At 69.8% G+C, this 22,438-nt stretch carries 19 protein-coding genes and 1 CRISPR repeat array (1 of these 20 running past the window's edge); of the genes, 9 read left to right on the forward strand and 10 right to left on the reverse strand.

All coding sequences use genetic code 11. The annotated features are described in order from the left end of the window. Window positions 1-1,899: direct repeats of the CRISPR family, unit length 29 nt; unit sequence CGGAACACCCCCACGCGGTGGGGAGGACC (it extends 1,226 nt beyond the left edge of the window). A gap of 238 nt (window positions 1,900-2,137) precedes the next feature. After that, window positions 2,138-4,981, forward strand: a complete 2,844-nt coding sequence (gene cas3, locus B7R87_RS26185; RefSeq protein WP_006346026.1) for a CRISPR-associated helicase Cas3' — start codon at window positions 2,138-2,140, stop codon at window positions 4,979-4,981. A 146-nt stretch (window positions 4,982-5,127) separates the two neighbouring features. On the opposite strand, the gene B7R87_RS26190 is transcribed toward cas3, so the two are convergent. Further along, window positions 5,128-5,298, reverse strand: a complete 171-nt coding sequence (locus B7R87_RS26190) for a hypothetical protein (protein WP_157997806.1) — start codon at window positions 5,296-5,298, stop codon at window positions 5,128-5,130. A gap of 310 nt (window positions 5,299-5,608) precedes the next feature. Here B7R87_RS26190 and casA point away from each other — a divergent pair, with 310 nt between their 5' ends. From casA to B7R87_RS26230, 8 genes are all read left to right on the forward strand, one after another. Further along, window positions 5,609-7,195, forward strand: a complete 1,587-nt coding sequence (gene casA / locus B7R87_RS26195) for a type I-E CRISPR-associated protein Cse1/CasA (RefSeq protein WP_006346025.1) — start codon at window positions 5,609-5,611, stop codon at window positions 7,193-7,195. Between the two features lie 86 nt (window positions 7,196-7,281). Further along, window positions 7,282-7,932 (forward strand): type I-E CRISPR-associated protein Cse2/CasB, encoded by a 651-nt coding sequence (gene casB / locus B7R87_RS26200; RefSeq protein ID WP_006346024.1) that lies wholly within the window; start codon window positions 7,282-7,284, stop codon window positions 7,930-7,932. Further along, complete coding sequence (gene cas7e / locus B7R87_RS26205) at window positions 7,929-9,062, forward strand: type I-E CRISPR-associated protein Cas7/Cse4/CasC (protein ID WP_006346023.1); 1,134 nt, start codon at window positions 7,929-7,931, stop codon at window positions 9,060-9,062. Before casB ends, cas7e begins: the two co-directional genes overlap by 4 nt. Further along, a complete protein-coding gene (gene cas5e, locus B7R87_RS26210; protein ID WP_006346022.1) occupies window positions 9,059-9,829 on the forward strand; it encodes a type I-E CRISPR-associated protein Cas5/CasD in 771 nt (256 codons plus the stop codon). Before cas7e ends, cas5e begins: the two co-directional genes overlap by 4 nt. Further along, window positions 9,826-10,476: a type I-E CRISPR-associated protein Cas6/Cse3/CasE gene (locus B7R87_RS26215; protein ID WP_006346021.1), complete on the forward strand. Its 651-nt coding sequence runs from the start codon at window positions 9,826-9,828 to the stop codon at window positions 10,474-10,476. The genes cas5e and B7R87_RS26215 overlap by 4 nt, the downstream gene beginning before the upstream one ends. Before the next feature lie 56 nt (window positions 10,477-10,532). Further along, window positions 10,533-11,474, forward strand: coding sequence for a type I-E CRISPR-associated endonuclease Cas1e (gene cas1e, locus B7R87_RS26220; RefSeq protein ID WP_006346020.1), 942 nt, complete (start codon window positions 10,533-10,535; stop codon window positions 11,472-11,474). Further along, entirely contained in the window at window positions 11,474-11,791 is a 318-nt protein-coding gene (gene cas2e / locus B7R87_RS26225; protein ID WP_006346019.1) for a type I-E CRISPR-associated endoribonuclease Cas2e, read from the forward strand. The genes cas1e and cas2e overlap by 1 nt, the downstream gene beginning before the upstream one ends. Window positions 11,792-12,104: 313 nt before the next feature. After that, entirely contained in the window at window positions 12,105-12,992 is an 888-nt protein-coding gene (locus tag B7R87_RS26230; protein WP_040913819.1) for a DUF5655 domain-containing protein, read from the forward strand. 197 nt (window positions 12,993-13,189) lie between these two features. On the opposite strand, the gene B7R87_RS26235 is transcribed toward B7R87_RS26230, so the two are convergent. The 9 genes from B7R87_RS26235 to B7R87_RS26275 all read right to left on the reverse strand — a co-directional run bounded on the left by B7R87_RS26235 (window position 13,190) and on the right by B7R87_RS26275 (window position 22,330). Further along, complete coding sequence (locus B7R87_RS26235; RefSeq protein ID WP_153227295.1) at window positions 13,190-14,566, reverse strand: DUF317 domain-containing protein; 1,377 nt, start codon at window positions 14,564-14,566, stop codon at window positions 13,190-13,192. Next, window positions 14,563-15,660 (reverse strand): DnaB-like helicase N-terminal domain-containing protein, encoded by a 1,098-nt coding sequence (locus B7R87_RS26240; protein ID WP_006346016.1) that lies wholly within the window; start codon window positions 15,658-15,660, stop codon window positions 14,563-14,565. Before B7R87_RS26240 ends, B7R87_RS26235 begins: the two co-directional genes overlap by 4 nt. Then, window positions 15,660-16,910 (reverse strand): DNA cytosine methyltransferase, encoded by a 1,251-nt coding sequence (locus B7R87_RS26245; RefSeq protein WP_040913843.1) that lies wholly within the window; start codon window positions 16,908-16,910, stop codon window positions 15,660-15,662. The genes B7R87_RS26240 and B7R87_RS26245 overlap by 1 nt, the downstream gene beginning before the upstream one ends. 5 nt (window positions 16,911-16,915) lie before the next feature. Further along, on the reverse strand, window positions 16,916-17,782 hold the full coding sequence (locus B7R87_RS26250) for an adenine nucleotide alpha hydrolase family protein (protein WP_100249062.1): 867 nt from the start codon (window positions 17,780-17,782) through the stop codon (window positions 16,916-16,918). Between the two features lie 111 nt (window positions 17,783-17,893). After that, window positions 17,894-18,628, reverse strand: a complete 735-nt coding sequence (locus B7R87_RS26255; protein WP_006346013.1) for a DUF317 domain-containing protein — start codon at window positions 18,626-18,628, stop codon at window positions 17,894-17,896. Then, a complete protein-coding gene (locus tag B7R87_RS26260) occupies window positions 18,618-18,776 on the reverse strand; it encodes a hypothetical protein (RefSeq protein ID WP_157997807.1) in 159 nt (52 codons plus the stop codon). Before B7R87_RS26260 ends, B7R87_RS26255 begins: the two co-directional genes overlap by 11 nt. Before the next feature lie 161 nt (window positions 18,777-18,937). Continuing rightward, entirely contained in the window at window positions 18,938-19,753 is an 816-nt protein-coding gene (locus B7R87_RS26265) for a hypothetical protein (protein WP_006346012.1), read from the reverse strand. Next, window positions 19,750-21,537 carry a type IV secretory system conjugative DNA transfer family protein gene (locus B7R87_RS26270; RefSeq protein ID WP_040913818.1) on the reverse strand — a complete coding sequence of 596 codons (1,788 nt, stop codon included), beginning with the start codon at window positions 21,535-21,537 and terminating at the stop codon, window positions 19,750-19,752. Before B7R87_RS26270 ends, B7R87_RS26265 begins: the two co-directional genes overlap by 4 nt. A 25-nt stretch (window positions 21,538-21,562) precedes the next feature. After that, complete coding sequence (locus B7R87_RS26275) at window positions 21,563-22,330, reverse strand: DUF317 domain-containing protein (RefSeq protein ID WP_006346010.1); 768 nt, start codon at window positions 22,328-22,330, stop codon at window positions 21,563-21,565. Between the last annotated feature and the right edge of the window lie 108 nt (window positions 22,331-22,438).

Consider the following 22,438-nt stretch of genomic DNA (forward strand, 5'->3'; position numbering starts at 1 on the left):
GGAGGACCTTGTTGTCGTAGATCTCGACCATGGGAGGCTCCGGAACACCCCCACGCGGTGGGGAGGACCGGGCCGTAGTTAACGACGACCGGCCCGAAAGTCGGAACACCCCCACGCGGTGGGGAGGACCCCCGGAGCACCCATGCCCCGGGACCGCACCCGCGGAACACCCCCACGCGGTGGGGAGGACCTGGCCCCTGGTCTGGGCGGAGCAGGCCGGGTTCGGAACACCCCCACGCGGTGGGGAGGACCGTCAGGGGGACAGCACGAAGGCCGGCGTTCGACGGAACACCCCCACGCGGTGGGGAGGACCCCCGCCGCCGCACCCTGCCCCTCCTGCGGCGCCGGGACACCCCCACGCGGTGGGGAGGACCTCCGGCGGGTAGAGCGCCAGCTCGCCCTGTGTCGGAACACCCCCACGCGGTGGGGAGGACCGGCTGCTTGGCCGACTCAGCAGTGCGCAGTGCCGGAACACCCCCACGCGGTGGGGAGGACCCGGCTGCGGTATTCGGTGCCCAGGTAGTGCACCGGAACACCCCCACGCGGTGGGGAGGACCGAGGGCCGGATCCGTGAGCACATCCACAAGGCCGGAACACCCCCACGCGGTGGGGAGGACCGGGTCCGCCGCCGACACGGGCTCGGCGGGCGGCGGAACACCCCCACGCGGTGGGGAGGACCCGGGCCCCGCTGCCCCCGGAGAACGCGGCGGACGGAACACCCCCACGCGGTGGGGAGGACCATCATCGCCGCCCGGGCCGAGTACCTCGGCCTCGGAACACCCCCACGCGGTGGGGAGGACCTCCCACCCGTCCTTCACCGCCGTGCCACGTGCCGGAACACCCCCACGCGGTGGGGAGGACCCATCTGTGCGGCCCGGGCGATGGTCCACTCGACGGAACACCCCCACGCGGTGGGGAGGACCATTCCATGGTGCTGGTCATGCGGTGTCTCCGTCGGAACACCCCCACGCGGTGGGGAGGACCAAGGGCGCGGGCCGACGCGGCGCGGATGCGGTCGGAACACCCCCACGCGGTGGGGAGGACCGCGGCCGGTGGTTGCCGAGGGCTCCCGCCCGTCGGAACACCCCCACGCGGTGGGGAGGACCGCATCGCCGAGGCGGCCCTGGCCCGCCTCGACCGGAACACCCCCACGCGGTGGGGAGGACCGTGGTGGTGACTGTGGACTTCGGCGCCGGTGTCGGAACACCCCCACGCGGTGGGGAGGACCTCACTGTCGAACGGTTCGCGCTCGACACCTGGCGGAACACCCCCACGCGGTGGGGAGGACCGCGAGATCACCCTCACCGCCTGGCACAGGCTGCGGAACACCCCCACGCGGTGGGGAGGACCGTGATCCGCATGACTGGCGGTCTGGCCGTCGACGGAACACCCCCACGCGGTGGGGAGGACCGCCTCGCCACGGTGGGTGTACATCCACGTCACCGGAACACCCCCACGCGGTGGGGAGGACCGCTCGCGAGCAGGCCGAAGGGCTCGCCGCGTACGGAACACCCCCACGCGGTGGGGAGGACCCGCACCTGCCCCGTACAGCCCGAGTGCGCCGCCGGAACACCCCCACGCGGTGGGGAGGACCGCCGAAGGGCTCGACGCCCGGATCCACGCCCTCGGAACACCCCCACGCGGTGGGGAGGACCGCGCCGCTCGTGGCGATGAACGCCGCCTTCGACGGAACACCCCCACGCGGTGGGGAGGACCGTCGTAGGCCAGGCTGAGGGTGACGGCCTCGTCGGAACACCCCCACGCGGTGGGGAGGACCGCCCACCATCCGCACATCAAAAACTGCCCAGACGGAACACCCCCACGCGGTGGGGAGGACCAGGCCCTTCAGCCACGAGACCATCGCGTTGGCCGGAACACCCCCACGCGGTGGGGAGGACCCCTTTCTGACCTGCACGTTAGGAGTGGCTTTGCTTTGCCTTTGCTGATCGCATTGTGCCTCCCGGATGCAGTTTCCTCACTGTAGCTGCGGATCCCGTGGGGTATCGCGGGGGCTGGTGGTTGTGATGGCGGGTGCTGTGAGGGGCGGAATGCTTCGGTCTGTGGTGTGGATGGGGCCCGTTGTCGGTGCGGTCTGCTTGACTCATTGGCTGGCGATCGCGTGAGGGGTTGTGCGGGAATGGGTGTGCCCAGGGCTGTGGCGGATGAGTCGATTTGGGCGAAGTCGCGAGGGCTGGATCCGGGGCTGCCTCCATACCCGCTTGTCAGGCACTTGGCTGACGCCGCTGCCATGGCGCTGCATTTGTGGGATGTCTACTTGTCGGACGGCCAGCGAAGGACTATTGAGCGGGGCTTGGGTCTGGCCGGTGAGCCGGAGCGGGCGCGGAGCCTGGTCGGCTTGTGCGCCGGGCTGCACGATATCGGGAAGGTATCGGGGTTTCAGTTCTGTTCCCGGCATGGGCGGGAACATCTTGGCACTTCGTTTGCATCGGGTCGGCGGGGGATGGAGGCTGACCGTCTTGGTCACGATGTGGCCGGAATGGAGGCAGCCGCAGAAGTTCTGGAGGTTCTCGGCTTCGACGTGGAGGGGTCCTGGGCGACGGAGCGCGTCGCCGAGATCATTGGTGGGCATCATGGACGGTTCCACCGCAATGAGGCTTGGGGGGATTCACCGTTCCTGGGCGGGCTCGCCTGGTCGCAGCAGCGCATCGCTCACGCGTCCGCTGTCCACGGAGTGCTGGGCGCACCGGTTCCGCCGTCTTCGTTCGACGCGCCGGCTGCCGTGCTGGTGACGGGAGTGGTGATCCTGGCGGACTGGCTGGTCAGTCAGACGCACTATCTGCGGACGCGGCAGAGGCAGCTTGCATCTTCGCTGGAGGCGCACTTCGCCCGGTCCGTCGCGGACGCGCCCGGCCTGTTGGAGGGTGCGGGGCTGGTACCGGTCTGCCTGGAACATGTGGGCTTCGGTGAGGCGTACGGGATCGAGGGCGGCCCGAATCCTCTGCAGCGGTCGATCATGGAGGAGCTGCCAGGCGCCGTGGCCGGCGGCGGTGGACGCGGTGGCGTCGCGTTGATAACGACTGCTCCGGGAGACGGGAAGACCGAAGGGGCGCTGACGGCCGAGAAGGTGCTGGCGGAGGCTTTCGGCACGCGTGGGCTGGTGTTTCTGCTGCCGACGACGGCGACAAGCGATCAGATGTACGGGCGGGTGTCGAAGGCTCTGGTGCGGCAGTCGGGCCAGGGGGCCGGACTGACCCTCGTCCATAGCATGGCCTGGCTGAACAGCGCCTATTCGGACGAGGAGTTGGATCCCGGTTCGGGCGTGGTGACGTGTGACGGTGACGAGTGTGCGGCCGGGAGTTCGCGAGCGGAGGCGGACATGCGCCCGCGCCGGTGGCTGCGCGGTCCGAAGCGTCCTTTGCTGGCGCAGTTTTCCGTGGGGACGGTCGACCAGGCGCTGATGGCTGTGCTGCCGGTACGGCACAACGCGCTGCGACTGCTGGGATTGTCGGGGAAGACGGTGGTCGTCGACGAGGCGCACGCGTACGAGCCGTACATGCAGGTGCTGCTGGGCCGGCTGCTGAACTGGCTCGGTGTGTACGGCGTGCCGGTGGTGCTGCTGTCGGCCACGCTGCCGGTCTCGGTCAGCGAGCGGCTGCTCAAGGAGTACCTGGACGGCTCGGGGGCGGACTGCGAGAGCCGGGAGGACCTGCCTTCTTCGGCACCCTATCCGGGCTGGTTGTACGTGGACGGTGCCACGGGGCGCCGCACGCCGATGTCCGGCCGGCGGAGGCGGGAGCAGGCGGCCGAGCGGAACATGGAACTGGGTCTGCGGGTCGAACCGGTGGGTGAGCGAGGCAGGCTGGCGGTTGTCGAACGCCTTGTGGAGCCGGTGGCCCGGGGCGAGGGTGGCAGTGCGCTGGTGGTGTGCAACACCGTGGGCGACGCTCAGGAGACTTATCGCCGTCTGCGGGAGCGGTTCGACGACCGGTCCCACGAGGACGGGGGAATCGTGCATCTGCTGCACGCCCGGTTCCCCGGAAACGTCCGCGAGGCGCGGACCCGGGGGGTCACCGACGGTCTCGGGCGCGTGGGGCCGCGACCCGAGCGCCGGATCGTGGTGGCCACGCAGGTCGTGGAGCAGTCCCTCGACCTGGACGCCGACCTGGTCGTGAGCGACCTCGCCCCGCTCGCCCTGCTCCTGCAGAGAGCCGGCCGGTGCTGGCGGCACGAGAACTGGTGGGCGCGCCATGGATATCCCGGGGACCGCGGCCGTCCCGGCTGGGCGCGGGCGCCGCGGTTGGTAGTGCTCGACCCCCTCGTGGGAACCGGTACGGTCCCGAAACGATGGGGCGAGGTGTACAGCGAGTACCTCCTCCGCTTGACGTCTGCCCGGCTCCGGTCGCTCGACGGCGGGGTGGTGTCCATTCCGGATGATGTGCAGGAGCTGGTCGAATCGGTTCACGGGACCGGCGTGGAGTCCTTCGACTGGGACGCCCCGGGCGGCGAGTACCAGCAGTCCTGGGCCGCTCACGCCGGAACGGAGGCGGCGGAACGGGGCCAGGCCGCCTTGGTTGCCGTACCCAGGGCGCGGGAGGTTCGCGGGCTGCACGACCTGCACAAGCTGCCCGGCACAGAAGACGAGTGGGAGGCCGCCACACGTCTGGGCGCACCATCACTGCGCCTGTTGTGTGCCTATGTCCAGCAGAACGGGAGGGCGACGCTCGATCTCGCCGGCACCGAGCTGCTCCCCGACCCGCCGAAGGAGCAGCAGGGGGACACCAGCATCCCGGTGGCCGCAGTGCGGGCGGTCATGCGACGCACCATTCCGGTGTCGGCGGACTGGTTCAGGAGCGCGGAGGCGAACGGGCTGGTGAGCCCGCCGGGATCATGGGAGGGACACCCGATGCTGGGGGACGTCCGCGTCCTGTATCAGCCGGTGCGCAACGGTCAGGCCCAGACGGTCGACATCGGTGGCATGATCCTGCGCCTGGACGTGGACCTCGGCCTGGTCCGCGCCTGACATTACGGGCGGCGCGGTTCGGTCGGGCGCCCCCACTAAGGCGGGGAGTTGTGCGCAGACCTGAACTGCCCGGGCCCTTCCACCGGAACACCCCCACGTCTGCGGGGATCGCCAGTGGGATCGGCATGGGTGGCGGACTGGCAGCGTCAGTGTGTCAGACGGCGGAACGTTTCGGTCGCGGTGAGCAGCAGCATGCTGCAGGCGCCGACGGTGGCGGGATCGGGCCTGGAGGCGAGTACGACGACGATCACCGCGATCACGATGACCGCCGGGGTAGTGGCGCTTGTCCACGGGCGGGTTAAGACGGGCGGCTGCATGGCTTCTCCTGAGTGTGCGGGTGGTGGTACCACCACCCGATGCTGGGCTACCGGCCCGGATCCTAAAGGCGACAGGAGTGGCTGCACAACCGTCCAACTACCCCTGAAACCCTGGCCCTTCCACCTTCACTGCATCGTTTTGAACCTTCTGCGTGACGGTGTGGCTGCGGCTTTACGGACGTTTCCAGGTCGGTTGTCAGTGGTGGCTGCTTGAATGTCGGCACGGCTTCCCCCGGCGGTTTGGCGGGAGTTGTCGCATGCCTGGAAGTGCGGTCCGGGCTGCGCCGGAACGAGGATGGGGCGGTGGTCGATGCTGGGGTACGACCTGAGGGACGAACCATGGATTCCCGTACGGTTGCGGTCCGGTGAGCAGATGCGGTTCGGCTTCCGGGAGCTGTTGCGGCGGGCTCACGAGATCGCGGACCTGGAGCTTCCGGTGCCGCCCGCGGCATCGGGCCTCCTGCGGATTCTGGCGGTGATGACCGCCTCGATCGGTGGACAGAGGGGGATGCGGCTCGACGGTACCGGCACGGCACGTGACGCCGCGTCCTGGTACGCACTGCGTCAGCGCGTACTGGACCAGGGGCTGTTCGATCCGGAGGCCGTCGACTCGTACTTCGACGACCCGAGCAGGTCAGGGCGATTCGATCTGTTCAGCGATGACTATCCGTTTCTTCAGGACCCCCGTCTCCTGAAGGAGTGTGTGGACTCCAAGGGGGCACCGAATCCGTCCGGGGTGAACAAGCTGGTCTTCGGCCGCCCGACCGGCATCAACGGAGCAGTTCTGTTCGGGCACTTCACGGACAGGGAACCGGTCCCAGTTCCCGCCGCCGAGGCGGCCTGGCATCTGATCGCCCAGCTGTACTTCGGGCCGTCGGGCCAGTGCACACCACGGCGGATCACAGAAGAGCGGGCCGGCAGCGGGGACGCGGCACCCCTGCGGAAATCCATCTCCTACTTCCCCTGGGCACCCGACCTGTTCACGACTCTGGTACTGGCTGTGCCCAGCCCTCAGACCGGTGCCGACCGTGAAGCCCAGGACTTCGCCGCGTGGGAAGGGGAACTTCTCCACCCCCTGAAACCGCTGCCGCCGCCGACCTCGCCGAGGCGTCTGCTGACAGGACGCTTCCGGCACGCGGTGCTGCTGGTGCCGTCGGCCGACCGCCGGACGGCCACGGACGCCTACATCACCTGGTCGACGCACGACAAGCCGGCCCCCGCCTGGGACCCGTTCCAGATCCTCGAGCGCCGCAAAGACGGGGAGTTCCAGCCCCGGGAGGCGGACGGGGCGAGGGCACTGTGGCGGGACCTGGACTCTCTCCTGCTGAAGGACAGCCGGAGGGACGTGCAGCGGCCGCCCGCGCTCGAGTACCTTCCCCGGAACCTGCGGTCGCAGCTCCGTGTCCGCGCCTACGGCTTCGACCAGGACGGCCAGCAGAAGGACAGCGTCTGGTTCCAGGCGACGACTCCGCCGGTTTTGCAGTGGCAGGAGGAAGCCGACCGTGCCATGGCGTATCACGTGCGGCGCTGCCATACCGCAGCCGAAGAGACCGGAGAACGGCTGGAGTTCGCAGCCATGGTCGCCTGGCGCATCGCCTCCGACTCCGGCACCGACATCTCACCCAAGGCCAAGATCAAGATCGACCGGCGCAAGCCCGGGCCCTGGGCGGCGGCCGCCCGGTCCCTCTACTGGCCCGCCGCCGAAAGGGAGTTCTGGAAGCTCACCGCACCACAGGAGGCTGCTGACCCGGTCGAGCGGCCCTTCGTGCAAGCCGCCCTCGACTGCCTGGACGAAGCGATCGGCCCGGCCAACCGAGCCGACATCCGCGTGGCCCGCGCCCGCAATCGCGCCCGCGCCATCCTCCTCGGCCTCCTGCCCCGCCCCGCGGCGGACTGACGGACCGACCTCCGGCCGCACCCGATCCGACGCTCACGGCGTCGAGATCGGCGCGCGCACCGATCCCACCGCTTTCGAGGAAGCCAATGACCAGTACTCAACCCGCGGTCACCGTGCCGAAGAAGAGGGAGGAACGCACTCCCGAACGCTTCGTCGCCTACATCGTCGGACTCTGCGAAGCCCCCAGGACACGGGCGGAACTGCGCCGAGGTCTCGGGCTGCCCGTCGAGCGCTGCAACTACCTGCACCGCTACCTGGTCCCGTGGACCCATGACCGCGACGACCCGGCGAAGAACATGCATCCCGCCACCAAGCGGGCCCACTACGCCGTCGCCGCACTGATCGCGGCCCGCCCCCGCGTGGCCCGTGCCCCCCAGCCCCTCAACGGCGCGGCCGGTGATTCCGGGGAGTCCGCGCGCCGGGTGAGAGCGGATCTGGGCGTCTCGCTCGGACAGGCCGTATCCGCGAAGGTGATCAAGCCGGCGACAGCAGAGAGCACCCTGCACCTGATGTCCCGGCAGAGCGCGGACTCCGTCCACTCGACACTGCCCTCCCTGACCCGGCAACTGCTCAGCGGCGGAATCGCAGTGGACTGGTCCGTCCTTCTGGACGACCTCGCCTGGTGGGACCTCAGGCGCGACCGGATCGGTTCCCGCTGGCTGGAGAGCTACTTCCGTACTGCCTATCCCGAGAACGACACCGAGACCCCCAGCACGACCGAGGAGAACGAGCGATGACCCTCTACCTGGACCTGAGCGTCCTGCAGTCCGTTCCGGCGGCAAACCTCAACAGGGACGACCTCGGCTCCCCCAAACAGGTCCGCTACGGCAGCACCCCCCGCATCCGCGTGTCCAGCCAGTCCTGGAAGAGGGCCATCCGCCACGGCGTCGAGGAAGACCTCGGAGAGAAAGCCGCCCGCACCCGCCTGGTACCCGCCCAGGTAAGCAAGGCCCTCGCAGGCGACAGCCACAACTGGCCTGGCGCACTTGCCGAGTTCGCCGGACAGCAGGTCGCCGCGAGCGCAGGAAAGAAGGGCATCGGCACCGAGAAGGAAGGACACACCTCCGCCCTGCTGTTCGTGCCCGAGGCCGCCATCACCGAACTGGTAACCGTCTGCACCGAACACCGCGACGCCCTGGAACAGAACCTCGGAAAGAAAAGCCCTGGCAAAGTACTCCCCCCCGAGCGCATCGAGGCCATCCTCAAGCGCCGCACAGCTTCCATCAGCCTGCTCGGCCGGATGCTCGCCGAACTCCCCGGCGCCAACGTCGACGGCGCCGCCCAAGTCGCCCACGCCTTCACCACCCACACCGCCGAGCCCCAGCGGGACTACTTCACCGCCGTCGACGACTGGCACGGCCAGGCCGACACCGGAAGCGCACACCTCGACACCGCCGAGTTCAGCGCGGGCGTCTTCTACCGCTACGCCACGGTCAACGTCGCCGACCTGGTGACCAACCTGGACGGCGACACCGACGCCGCACGCACGGTGCTGACTTCGTTCGCCGAGCACTTCCTGTACTCGCTGCCCCAGGCCAAACGCACCAGCTCCGCCCCCCACACCCTGCCCGACCTCGCCTACCTGGCCGTCCGCAAACACCGGCCGATCTCGCTCGCCGCAGCCTTCGAAACCCCGGTCACCGCCCACAACGGCGGCTTCTCCCAGCCCTCCCGCACAGCGCTCGCCAAGTACACGGAGAACATCAACCGGCTCACCGGCAACCGCGGCCGAGACTTCCACGGGCACGCCGCCATCAACCCCGACGAACAGCTCGCCGGACTGGGCGAAAGCCACACCTCCTACGACACGCTCATCAGCACGGCCGTGGACGCAGCCTTCCCGGCAACCTCCGGTGACGCAGGATGAGCGGGCTGCTGCTACGGCTCGCCGGCCCCCTCCAGTCCTGGGGCGAACGCTCCGCCTTCACCACCATCAGGGACACCGCTTCCTTCCCTACCCGCTCCGGCCTCATCGGCATGCTTGCCGCGGCGGAAGGCATCAGCCGCAACCAGGGAGGGCTGGAGCGCTACGACGGCCTCCGTTTCACCATCCGCACCGACCGCCCCGGCCACCGCCTCGTCGACTTTCACACCGTCGGTGGCGGCCAGCCGAAAGCCCGCACCGCCGCAACCAGCGGCGGCAGCAACAAAGGCGCGGCCGTCATCACCCGGCGCCACTACCTGAGCGACGCCGTCTTCGTCGTCGCCGTCACCACGCCCGACGAAAAGACCGCAACCCGCCTCGCCGAAGCCCTCGACCGCCCCCACTGGGCCCCCTACCTGGGACGCCGCTCCTGTGTACCCGACGAACCACTCGTCCTGCGCTGCCACGCCCCGGACCCCGAAGAAGAACTGCTCACCCGCGTCCCACTCGCCCGCACCACACCACCCCACCACGGCGAAGACACCGTCGGCGTGGAGTTCCTCTACGAATCCGCACCCGAAGACCCCGCGCAGGCGGCCGACACCATCGACGTCACCGACATCCCCCTCAGCTTCGCCCAGCACGCACGCGCCCACGGCGTACGCCGACTCCACCGGGTCACCAGGCAGCTGCCCCTCGGCCTGACCGGGCCCAAGAGCGAACTGCAGGACCGCCTGATTGAATACGCCCGGACCGAGGAATCCGCATGAACGACCACCCCGTACTCGCACGCATTAGCCTCAACCCGCACAGCCGCGAGGTCCAGCGCGACCTCCGCGACGCCACCCAGATGCACCGCACCGTCATGCGCATGGTTCCCGACGGCCTCGGCGCCTCACCCCGCCACCGCGCCGGACTCCTGTACCGGGTGGACGAAACCGACACCGCCAGCACCCTCCTTGTCCAGGCCCACCGCCTCGACCCCGCCGGACTCCCCAACGGATACGGCCACGCACAGATCAAAAGCCTCGCACCCATGTTCACCGCACTCCGGGCCGGACTCCCGGTCCGATACCGCATCGTCGTCAACCCCTCAAAACGCGAACGCCCCCCACACGCCGACGTAAACATCCGAGGCCGGATCGTTCCCCTCTCCGGAGCCGACGCCGACCAGTGGTGGCACCGCCGGGCAAACACCGCCGGCCTCGACCTCCACATCATCACTCCCACCAACGTCCATCCCGTGCGCCCCCGAGGCGCCGAAGCCCCTCCCATGCGGCACAGCCTCCTCCGCTACGACGGCACCGCCGCCGTCATCGACCCCGCCGCCCTCACTGAAGCCCTCCTGAACGGCATCGGCCGGGCCAAACCCTACGGAGCCGGCCTCCTCAGCCTCGCCCCGGCCACCGCCTCATGAACCCGCCCGGCCGCAACAGCGACGCCCGCCGACGCCTCGCAGCCCCGACCCTCGCCATGCTCCCGCGCGTCGCAGACTCCCTCTCCTTCCTCTACCTCGACATGGTCCGCGTCCTCCAGGACGACACCGGAGTATGCGCCCAGATCCAGGCCAGCGACGACCGCACCGACACCGTCTACATCCCCACCGCCGCACTCTCATGCCTACTGCTCGGCCCCGGCGTCTCCATCACCACACCGGCACTCACCACCCTCGCCCGCCACGGCACCAGCGTGGTCTGCGTCGGAGCAGGCGGCGTACGCGCCTACGCCGGCATCCTCCCCGACTCCCTCACCACCCACTGGCTCGAGCAACAAGTCACCACCTGGACCGACCAGACCCGACGCCTCGAAGTCGCCGTCCGCATGTACCGGATGCGCTTCCACGACGCCGAACTCCCCGACACCGTCACCCTGGAACAACTGCGCGGCATGGAAGGCCAGCGCATGAAGACCCTCTACAAAATCCTCGCCCAGCAGCACGGCATCGGCCGATTCCGACGCAACTACCACCCCGACCAATGGCACGCCCAGGACCCTGTCAACCTCGCCCTGTCCTCGGCCAACACCTGCCTCTACGGCATCGTCCATGCAGCCCTGCTTGCGCTCGGCCTCTCACCGGCACTCGGATTCGTCCACGCAGGCAAACAACATGCCTTCGTCTACGACATCGCCGACCTCTACAAAGCCGAAACCACACTTCCCCTCGCCTTCGCACTCCACCAGTCCGGCAACCCTGAACAGGACGCCCGCCGCCGGTTCCGCGAGAACCTACGGCTGCTGAAACTACTCCCGCGCATCGTCCACGACGTACAGTCCCTGCTCACGCCCGGCAGCCCGGTCACAGCCGATCAGCCAACCCCGGCCTCGGAACGACGGGACACCGAAATGGTGCACCTGTGGGACCCCAAGCGAGGAGTCCTCCCCGCAGGAGTTAACTACGGCTCGGGAGAACAGTGATGCCGTCCATGCTCGTACTCGCCACCACCGCCGTCCCCGACCACTTGCGCGGCGCCCTCAGTCGATGGACCACGGAAGTCGTCCCCGGGATCTTCGTCGGCGCCGTTTCTACCCGAGTGCGCGACCACCTGTGGCAGGCCGTCACCGACACCGTCGGCGACGGCGCAGCAATTCTCGTCCACCCGGCCCAGACCGAACAGGGTTATGCCATCCGGACTGCAGGCAGCCGCCGCAGAGTACCCATGGACTTCGACGGCCTCACCCTCATGCGAATGACAGCCGCACCAACAGGCGAGGAGAACCGCAGCCCTGGCTGAAGCGCGGCCCGGAAAGGATTCGGACTCTCGGGGCCCAGTCGCCGAACTCGCGCTATAAGGAAACGTGGCGTCCCTGAAGAGCCACGGCTCCGGAGGCCGTTGGCTGATTCCGCGTTTTCCCAGGTCAGCACCTTATCTGACGCCTCGCCAGGGATGCGATCCCGCGAATATCCCGCCAAGAGGAAATGCCCGATGATGCGCTTTGTGTCCATATTGTAGCGCTTTCCCCGCCAGGAAGGCTCGTGTGGTCAGGCGCGAAATAATCCAGCCCTTGTCCTCGTTGCGCCCTGGAGATGATCTCTGATAGGGGGCGATGGGTCTGAGGCTGTTCAGTATAAGGTGCGACGTGACGGAGATCACGCCGCGTCTGGCGGAGGTTGAGGCGGATGTTCAGGGCCTGGTCGAGGCCCACATGGAGACGATGCTCGGGGTGCGGTTCCTGGCGAGTGAGTACAGCACCGGTTCCGTCCACGGCGGGCGGATCGACTCGCTGGGCCTCGACGAGAACGGGTCGCCGGTGATCGTCGAGTACAAACGTGCGACGGACGCCGGGGTCATCCACCAGGGCCTGTTCTATCTGGCCTGGCTGATGGACCACAAGGCGGAGTTCCAGCGCTTGGTGCGCGACCGGCTCGGCTCCGAGGCGGCCGGGCAGATCCTGTGGAGCAACCCGCGGGTGGTCTGCGTCGCCGGCGACTTCACCCGCTACGACGTCCATGCTGTGCGCGAGCACCGGCGCAGCATCGACCTCGTCCGCTACCGCATGTACGGCGATGACCACATCGCACTGGAGACCGTTGCCTCTGTCGCAGGGCATGCCGGAGTGCCCCGCCGCCGAAGGGGTGCGGGTGCTGCTGCAGCGTCGCCTCGCCGGGCGGCCGGTGGGGCGATGGCCGACCTCTCGGCGGCCGTGGGTGAGGTGCTGCTCGGTCTGGGGGGCGATGTGGCGGCGGTGCGGCGCAAGCAGTACACCGCCTACCGGCGGCTGCGGAACTTCGTCTGCATTCCGCCGGCGCGGCAGGACAAGCTCCTCGCCTACGTGAAGGTTCACCCGGGTGCGGTCGATCTCGTGCCAGGGTTCACCCGGGATGTGACGGGGCTCGGCCATCACGGCACGGGGGACCTGGAGGTCCAGCTCCGGTCCGAGCGGGACCTGGAGCGGGCCGGGGAGCTGTTCCGCCTGGCGTACGCGGGGGCGTAGCGGCGAACAGACCGGGCGCGTTCTTCGTGGCCGTGTGCTGTTGTGCCTGGTGATCGTGCCGGTGGCCTTTCGACGGTGCGGACAGTGGGTGGCGGTGGAGTAATCAATGGTCCAGGGGATGCCCGATTTCGCGAACCGGGCATCCCCTGCTATAAGTCCGCTGCATGGTCGGGTTACCGGGGTGCTGTCGACCGGGGTCAGCGTCCCTGCGCGGGGGCGGAGGGCGATCGGGGCGGCGCGGGGGCGACGGCCCAGGTACGTCGAGGCGGTGCGGGGTTGGGGCGGGGTGTGTACAGGGGAGCGTTGTAGGCGAGTTCGGCCGCGAGGTCCTGCAGGAGGGCTGCGGGGGCGTACGGGGACAGGCGGATGGCCCAGTTGGGCCGGTCGGGGTTGCCGCTCCACAGGGTCCAGGCGGGGTGGGGGTGTATGACGAGCGGGTCGAACCGCACGCCGGCCTGGTGGGGGCCGGGTGGGGTGAGGGTGATTCCGTGCCCGTCGGCGATGTGGGTCCAGCCGGCGTCACCGAGGGGGCGGGTGGCTTCCGCGATGGTCTTCTCGGTGACCGGTGTGGGGCCGTGCCCCCACGCGTCGTCCCCGTTGGTGAGGCTCTCGAGCAGGGTGCTCATGATCGGGGCGGGAGTGCCGGCGGTGGCGGTGGCGTGCCACAGGCGCTCGCCGACGGGAGTCTCGTAGGCGGCAACGGTCCAGGCGGTGTCGCTCCGGTGGCGGACTTCGTGGTCGAACTCGACGCGAATGGTCTGTGATTCGTGGACGGCGTAGGTGCAGTTGTCGTCCCAGGTCCGCCACTTCTCCCACTCGCCCTGGGCTTCGAGGAACGAGGCGAGGACGGCCTCGTGGTCCTCCAGCGCGGGGACGCGGGCGGGCGCGGTCTCCGGAGAGGTTCCGGTCGGCTCTGACGCGGTGGCCGGACGCGGACCGGCGAGGGCTGCGGCTGCGGCGCGTTCGGTCTCGGTGGCCGGTGCGGGGCCGGGGCGGACGGCGACCGAGTAGAGCCGGTGGAATTCCGCCACGGCCTCGGCCTCGGTGCCGTGCACGCCGCTGATCTGCCTGAGGTGGTCTTCGCCGTGGAGGTGGAGGTGGCGGCCGTCCTGGTGGGTGCCGACGGCGACGGTGGTCCACCCGTCGTGGGCGTGCAGGTGGATGGTGAGGCGGCCGGAGGCGATGTCGTCGTGGATCTCCTGGGCCGCTGCGCTCACTTCCCGGACCTCGTCGCGGGTCAGCCAGTCCATGGGGTAGTTGCCCCAGGTCCACTCGGTGTCGATCTCCTCCTGGAGCGCGGGTTCGATCACGGTGTGGCAGCCGTGCCGGGCGAGGTCTTCGGCGGCCCGGGCGGCGTAGTAGGGCTCCTCCCGGTCGATCCGGGCCAGCACCATCACCCCCGGCTCGGCGGCGGTGTCCCGGAAGCCGCGGGCCAGGAGGATCTCCCGCGCGGCGGTGTTCTCGGAACCGGTCAGCGTGGCGGTGACCGCCGGCTGGTGGTCCGGGTAGAGGGCTAGACGGACATGGACGGCGGGCTCGGGGTGGGGCATCGGGCTCTCTCGGCTTGGGTTCATCGGCCGGTCCGCACGGTGCTGGCCGGCTTTGTTCGGGGTGACCGGGGACCGGCGCGGGCTGCGATGGACGTGGGGGCGGGGCGGGTGGCGTGGTGCCAGCGGGCGCGGACGGCGGTGAGGTCGGCGAGGGCGCGGCGGCTGCCGGTGACGAGCTGGTGGACGCTGTTGGCCGGGTCGTCGGTGTACGCGCGGATCCGCAGCCCGGCGGCACGGGCCTGGTGGAGCAGGGAACGTCGCAGGACCCGTTCGCCCCAGTGTTCCGCCGCGCCGGCGGGGGTGGTCAGGAGGTCGAGGACCTCGCGCGGCGGGAGGGGCGGGATCAGACCGTGGTGCTGGGCTTCCCAGAGCACGGTGACCGGGTCGACCGCGTCACCGCAGTGGGCGAGCTGGGCGACGCACCGGAAGAGCTGCCCGTACAGCGGGGTGGCGAAGTCGTCGGCCTGGAGCCACCGCATCGCGGTCAGGGTCTTGGGGTGGGCGACAGCGCAGGCGAGCAGGGCCCGTTCCTCGTAGGCCGCCTCGTCCCCGCGGCCGTGTTCGGGCGGCGGCGGGAGCGGGGTGCGGGGCAGCGAGCCGGGGTGCGGCGGGAAGAGGCTCGCGAGGTTGTCGAGGAACCCTGTGAGGGCGTCCGCGTGGGCCATAGCGGTGGTGGCCGGGTCGGGCGCAGTCGGGTCGGTGGCGGCCTGTGTCAGGTGCTCGGCCTGGGCACGGAGGGTGCGGCGGGCGTGGCCGGCACGGACCATTCGCGCGTATGCCGGGGCGTGCTCGGGCACGGGGCAGAAGCTGACCAGGGTGTGCAGGTACGGAGGCTGCAGACCGGGTGACTGCGCGCGGGCCCGGGAGTGGACGGCCGTGATCCACGCGGGCTCTTTGGCGTGGACGGCCGGGGTGGGCGGGGTGAGGCCGGTCATGGCCGCGAAGACGGCGGCGTGCGCAGGGCTGGCGAAGTGCTCGGGGGCCAGCGGGCCGATGGTCTTGAGCCGGTGCGGGTCCAGCAGCAAGGCTCCGAGGAGGGCCTGTTCGGCGTGGTGGACCGGTGGATCGGGCGGGATATCGTCGAGGTCGAAGTCCTCGCCGGAGGTGGGTCCGGGCATCAGGCCGCCAGGGTGAAGTCGTCGCGGGTGAGGGTCCGGCCGACGTGCGGGGCCAGCAGATGCACCGCCAGCCGCGGGGGGACAGCGTTGCCGATCTGCGAGAACTGCTGCCCCTTGTTGCCCTGCCACGGATACGCGGCCGGGAACGTCTGCAGCAGGCCGGCCTCGGCGGCGGTGATCCGGATCGACTCCACCGCACCCCCATCCGCCGCCTCGGCCTCCCAGACGCACTCGTTGGCCCGGTGCCCGAAGAACAACGTTCCTGCCGGCTCGCTCACCGGCCGGACGGTGGCGTTGGACTGGTTGTTGCTCCGAAGACTCCACGACCAGCGGTGTGCCTCGGCGGTGAACGTGGGTGCCGGGGCATCGGCGGGCCGGTTCTCCCGGGCACCGTGCCGCTGGGCCCAACCGGATCCTTCGCGGCGGGAGGCGAGCACCAGGCCGGAGTCCCGGCGTGCCGTCCAGGTTCCGCGGTCGCGGGCGTCGGCCAGGGCCTTGCGGGAGCCGGAGGGGAAGGGCTCCGGCCCGCCCCCGGGTCCGCCGCCCGCGCACACGGTCGGCACCGGACGGTCGGTGGCGCCCCAGCCCAGGGCCTCGGCCATGCTGACCCAGCGGTCCCGGCCCGGTCCGAACAGCGATTCGGGCTCGGCGACGGCGGCGTGCGTCGGCGGCGGAGGTGCTGCGATCCGCGTACGGGAGGCGAGGAGAATCGCCCGCCTCCTCGTCTGGGGGACCCCGTAGTCGGCGGAGTTCAGGATTCCGGTCCAGACCGAGAATCCCCAGGTGCGGAGCATCTCGGCGTACTGCTTCCACAGGGGGAGGACGTGGGGGACTTCCTCCATGGCCACCCACTCCGGTTCGCCGCTCCGGTGGAGGGCGTGGAGGTAGCGCATCGGCTCGGCCGCCAGCAGCGATCTTTCATCACGGCACGCCGTGAGGAGCTGTTCGCGGGTGTCGCGTCCGGCGGCGAGGTCGGCGACCGCCTGGTGGACCAGGGGCTGGTCGAGCAGACCGAGGCGCTTGCCGGCCATCGACCACGCCTGGCACGGCGGGGACGCGATCAGCCCTACCACGCGCCCGGTGAAGACCCAGGTTGGGTATTGGGCGATGTCGGTGCGGATGGTGAGCAGCCCGGCGGCGGCCCGCGTGCGGCAGGCCCACTCGTCCCATTCCAGCCCGACCTCCCGGATTCCCCACCGGTGCAGGGGGACCGACCATCCGCCCGGACCCGCGAACAGATCCAGCACGATCCGCCTCACGCGGCCAGTCCGAAGTCGTCCCGCACCGGGTCGGAGCCGCGGCAGGCCCACGGGGAGCAGCCGTCCGCCACGCCCTCTTCCAGCTCGGCTGTGTCCAGGCCGCCGATCTCCTCCTGGAGGGCGGCCCATTCAGCGGCGGTGACATGGTCGATCGGGGCCTGGTCGAGCGGGACCCGGGAACGGTGCAGGAATGCCTGCCCCAGCAGCTTGTTGCCCGTCGCGTTCGCCCGTGCATTCCCCTCGCGGATTGCCGCATCGAATTCCACAACATCCGCCCACTCGTCCGGGCTGTGGTCCCGGATGGCACGCCACTGGGCGTTTCCGTGGAAGGGACATCCCAGGCACGAGGATTTGGGTGTCTCGGCAAGTCCGATCGAGGTCAGGTAGCGGACGCAGTCGGCACGAGACCAGTCCATATCCGTGATGAGAGGATGCCGGTTTCGCATGTACTTGACGTCGGCGTCCTTGGCCCGGTGGAACTCATCGGTGGAGATTCCCACCCACTGCTCGACGAACACCCCCTTCGGTATTCGGGAGGGGTAGGGATGGCCGAGAAGCTCGCGAACCTGCCTCTTTATTGGCTTTATTTTATATTGGCCGGTGCACTGCCGCCGGGTCATTCCAGGCTTGCCGTCTTTATTGAGAATGTAGAGCGGCATACTGGCGAACCGGTGTTCCGGGTCGAGTGCGTCGTCTCTGATATTTCCGGAGGAGACCCGCAGGATGGGTATCCCGGCGGGTTGTGCTATCTCGCGTTCCAGACGGTCGAGGTGGTCGTAGACCGCTTTCGGCTCCCAGCCGGTATCGGCAAAAATCGCGCAATCGACCTTGGGGAGAACGCCGCGGGCGGAGAGGGCGAGCATGGCGCTGGACTGAATACCGGCGCCGAGAGAGACGGCGCGGAAAGCGGGAGTTGCGGGAATCGTGGTTCCTTGTTGGTCAGGGCGTAGGCTCCTGGCGAGCGCGGGGGATGGTCAGCGGCGGCGCTGGCGGTCGAGCTGCGCCAAGGAGTGATCAAAGTGAGGGTTGATGACAGCCCTGCGGACCGGGGTGATCAAAGCGCTGTGTTCGTACCTTGTGCTGAGGGGCACGTCGGCGAAGGCCCGTTCGACCGCTGTCTTCGTGGCCAGGTGGGCGAAGAAGTTCCGGACGAGTCCCTCGGGGGCGTCGCGGGTGAAGGCGGCCAGCGGCTGCTTCTCGAAGAAGGCGTGCCAGGCCCGCCAGGTGATGTCCTCGCCGGGCGTGTGCAGGAGCTGGCAGTACCAGTCGGGTGAGGTCAGGCCGCCGCTCTCGATGGACCAGCCGTTGAGCGCCGCCAGCTGGTCCATGGGCATATCTGTGATCGGGATGCGCTCGGCGTTACGGGTATCGCCGAGCAGCTGGGGCAGTGCTTGGGTGACGGCGGCGACCGCCTCCAGCGGGGCCTGGTGGCTGAACTGCACTTCCCAGTACGGGTCGTGGTGCGTGATCGTCCAGCACTGTCCAAGGGGATGGACGGGGTCGAAGTCGCAGAACATGCTGCCGTCAGGGCTGTCGATCTTGAGGTGTCCGGTGGTGGCGTCATGCTGCGTGGACCAGCCGAAGAGGTGGATCAACGGGCCGATCGCGTCGGCGAGCCGGTCGCCGGCACCGGCCATGTACCGGGGGGAGACCATGACCCGGTCGTCGGGCGCGTATTCGGCCGCCGGCGGGAGGTTGTCAGCGGGCATGGAGTTCGGGGTCCATCCGGGTGCGGCTGGTGACCCCGGCGTTGGTCTGCGACTGCTGTGCCGTACGGGGACGAGGGGAGTTGGGGGCGGCGAAGGTCCAACCGTCGTCGGTGGAGGTGATGCACTCGTGGTGAGCGATGGAGAACAAGGGGGGATCCTCGGGGGCGGGGGCGGGGTGGGTCAGGTAGCGAGGCCGTACTCGTGCGGTTCGGGCGCGGGGCGGGCGGGTGCCGGGCTGAGGTTTTGCCCTCGGGGCGGGGCAGGGCTGTCCAGACCTCTGGGCTTGTACGGAGCGGGTACTTTCCTCGGTCAGCAGCGGCCGGCTCGTCGTCGGGGTGGAGGCGGAACGGGCGCAGCAGAAGGTGTGGAGCCGTGGACCGGGTGCGCGAGGCTGCTCAGCAACGCAGCGCGTCCTGCGGGAGTGAGGCGGATACGCCATGTGCAGGCGCGGGTGTAGCCGTTGTCGTACTGGACGAGCCCTCTGTTCACGAGAGTGTTGACCGTTCGCATGGTCAGACGGAGGTCGCTGTTGTTGAGCAGGATCGTGGACGGGCCGACGGCAGCCAGTGAGAGGTGTCCTTCGGCGGTGGCCCGCAGCGCGGCGTTCTGGAGAGGGGAGAGGGATCCCTGCCGGGTCGCGGCGATGTCCTGGATGGTGGCCGTGTGCGGGACGGCGTGGGTGAGGGCGGCGGCGGCCTGTACGCAGGTGGCCGGTACGAGAGTGAGGAGGCTGCGGGCTGCACGTGTCCGCTGGTGGGCTGCGGACCACAGCTTGTGATCCCACTGAGCGCTAGTGGTGCTGGTCTCGGGGCTGTCTGGTCGGCGGCCGTGCGTCACCAGGGCTTCACCGAGTTGCTCGCCTGCGAGCCGGGTGTGCTGGGTCACGGCATGCAGGGCGGTCCGGGCTTGCGTCAGGGTGGGGTGGGTGTGGCTGAGGATGTGGACGGCGTGATCCCACTTGGCCAGGTCCCGGGCGAGTTCCTCGGCGGTACAGATCTGCGCCGACATCACGGTCATGGTCAGGTCCTCATTGCGTTCCAGCAGGTGGAAGGCGTCCGAGAGACAGGTCGCCTGGTCGGCCAGGACCAGCAACTGGCCCAGGGCGAGGGGCGGCCGATGGGTCATGCGGCCTTCCCGAAGTCCGGCTTGGTGGCTTTGGCGATGGCGCGGGCGGTGATCGCCTTCGACGCGCGGGCGGACGCGGCGGACAGGGTGTCGGCGTCGGGCTCCTGGTACCAGGGCCGCAGGTCGAGCATCGCGGCCCGCATACCGGTGCCGAACAGAAGCGCGGTGCCCTTGGGCAGAGCGCGGATCGCGTCCGCGGGCAGGATCCGTTCCTGCCGCATGCTGATGCTCGTGGAGGTCCCGGAATCGGAGCTGGAGGTCGACTTGGTTTCGACGTCGTGGTCGCCGATCAGCCTGCTCAGCTTGTCGGCGAAGTCGGGGTCGTCGATACCGGAGCCGATGACCTTGATCGTCGCGGCGGACCACATGGCGTCCATGCCCGCGTCGCCCCAGACCTTCTGGCCCTGGCGGTAACTCTGGAGGATCGTCATCGGGATGATTCCGCGGGACCCGAGGTGCGAGTACAGGTCCGGAAGGTCTGAAATTTTGCACACGTTGGCGGCCTCGTCGAGGATCGCCAGCATCGGCGGGTCCAGTCGCCCGCCGGCGCGTTCGGCCTGGGCGGTGGCCGCCCGCATCACGGAGTCCGCGCACGCGGCGATCAGCGCGGACGCTCCGCCGCCGCCGTCCTTGGACAGCAGGAACAGCGTGTCAGAGCTGGTCACGAACTCGGCGGGCCGGAACTCCGCGATCTGGTCCTGGGGGGTGACCCAGGCGGCGATCTCCGAATTGAGGAGGGCGGCGGCGTACTGGCGGGCGGTCTCGTAGATGCCGTCGCGGGTTTCCGGCGGTCCTTCGACTGTGCCCTTGAGCTGGGCGGCGACGGCGGTGAAGCCGTGGTCGCGCAGGATGTCGAGCGGGGCGCGGTTGGCGGGGAACGCGAGCCAGTCCATGACGTCGGTGATCGGCCGCTCGTCGAGGGCTGCGGCCAGGAACAACTGGCTGAGGATGTTGGATCCGGCCTTGGACCAGAAGTCGCCCTGCTGGCTTGCGTCGACGGACGCGGCGAGGAAGTGTCCGGCGAGCCGTCCGGCGCCGTCGAGGGATTTCGCGCCGGCGAGGGGGTTCCACCACATGGTCCGCTCCGCGTGGGCGATCTGCTGTGGGTCCATGGACCACACCCGCCCTACCTCGGACCGCGGGTCGTAGGTGGCGGTGTAGGCGTCGCCCGCGGCCTTGTTCGACGTGAGGAGGACGGGGCCGGGGGCGGCGAGGATGCTGGGGATCGCCAGCGAGGTGGTTTTGCCGGAGCGGGGGGCCATGATGGCGACGGCGACGTCCTCGTACCCCATCCGTACCTCGGTCCGGGTGCCCTGCAGATTGCCGAGAAGGATGCCGGTGTCGGACGGGGCGATGGTCTTCGCGTCCTTGAGGCTCGGCCGCAGCGAGCGGGCCTTGGCGGTCATCGCTTTGGCGAGCAGCGGTTCGATGTCCTTCGCCTTCGCCGTTCCTTGGACCTTCCGGGTGCGACCGCTGCTGTTCTTGCGACGGTTCCAGGCCAGGGCGGCGATCACGCCGAGGGCGATCAGTACCACGGCGGGGGCGATCCGGGTTCCCACGAGCAGGGACGTTTCTCCCAGGCCGGGCCAGAGCCGGTCGGGGTGGAGGAGGGCGTCGGCTGGCTGGTAGGGGGCCTGGGGGCCCGTGCCGGTGAGCCAGGTGGTCGCGTTGCCGCTGACCCAGGCGAGGTTGGCGGCTGGGATGACGACGGCGAGGACGCCGAGGAGCGCTTTGAAGGCGAGGTCGGTGCCGTCGCTGGACGAACTGGAGGGGGTGCTGGGCAAGCGGTGATCCAAACAGGGGGTGAGGTCAGCGGGGACGGTGGTGCGGCGGGGGAACACGCGGGGCCCGCGGCGGGGTGCCCGCCGAAGGCAAGCCCGGGGCGGTGAGCTGCTGGACGCGCTGCTCCAGCGCGCGGGCCACCTCGTCCGCCGGGACTTCGCGCCGGGTGGTCTGGGAGCGGCTGACGGAGGGCGGCAGATGCAGCGGGTTCCGGGCCAGCGGCGCCGGGTCGGCGAGAGCGCGGGTGAACCCTGCGATGAGGTGCGGTGGCGTGTGCTCGCTCAGGAAGGCGCGCCACAGGGGGACGCCGTTCCTCCGCTCCCGGGTCGTGACGAGCCAGCCGGCGGAGCCCTTCTCGGGGTTGTGCGTGATCGTGGTGAGATCGTCCGGGGACGCGAGTCCGCTGGCATGGGGCCTGGAGTTCCACCCCCTGTCCAGCAGTGGTGCGTACGGGTCCGGGCCAGCCGGGGCGGCGTGCGGCTGGATCAGGGCGTCGGTGAATCCGGCGATGATTTCGACCGGTGTCCGGGCGCCGAAGGTGGCGGACCATGCCGGGGTGGTACTGGTCCGCGTGTGGTGCACGGTCCACCACATGAGGTCGTCGGGATCGGGCTCCAGGCTCAGCAGCATCCGCTGGTCGGGGCTGGACAGCAGGACGCGCGGTTGCAGCGGGTCGTGGCCGTAACTCCATCCGCCGGCTCGGTGGAGGGGGACGGTGACCCAGCCCGGGTCCCCGCCGCCGGCCAGCGCCCGCGGGGAGATCAGGGCCTGTTCGACGGTGATCTTCTCTGTCACCGGCGGGCCGCCGGGGTACTGGAGGTGCTGGTTACCGGCGGGGCGGGGGTTGTGGTCTGAAGCCGGGTTCGTGACGGTCCTGCGGCGGCGCGGATGTCGAGGACGGTC

Source organism: Streptomyces tsukubensis (assembly GCF_003932715.1).
Taxonomy (GTDB): Bacteria; Actinomycetota; Actinomycetes; order Streptomycetales; family Streptomycetaceae; genus Streptomyces; species Streptomyces tsukubensis.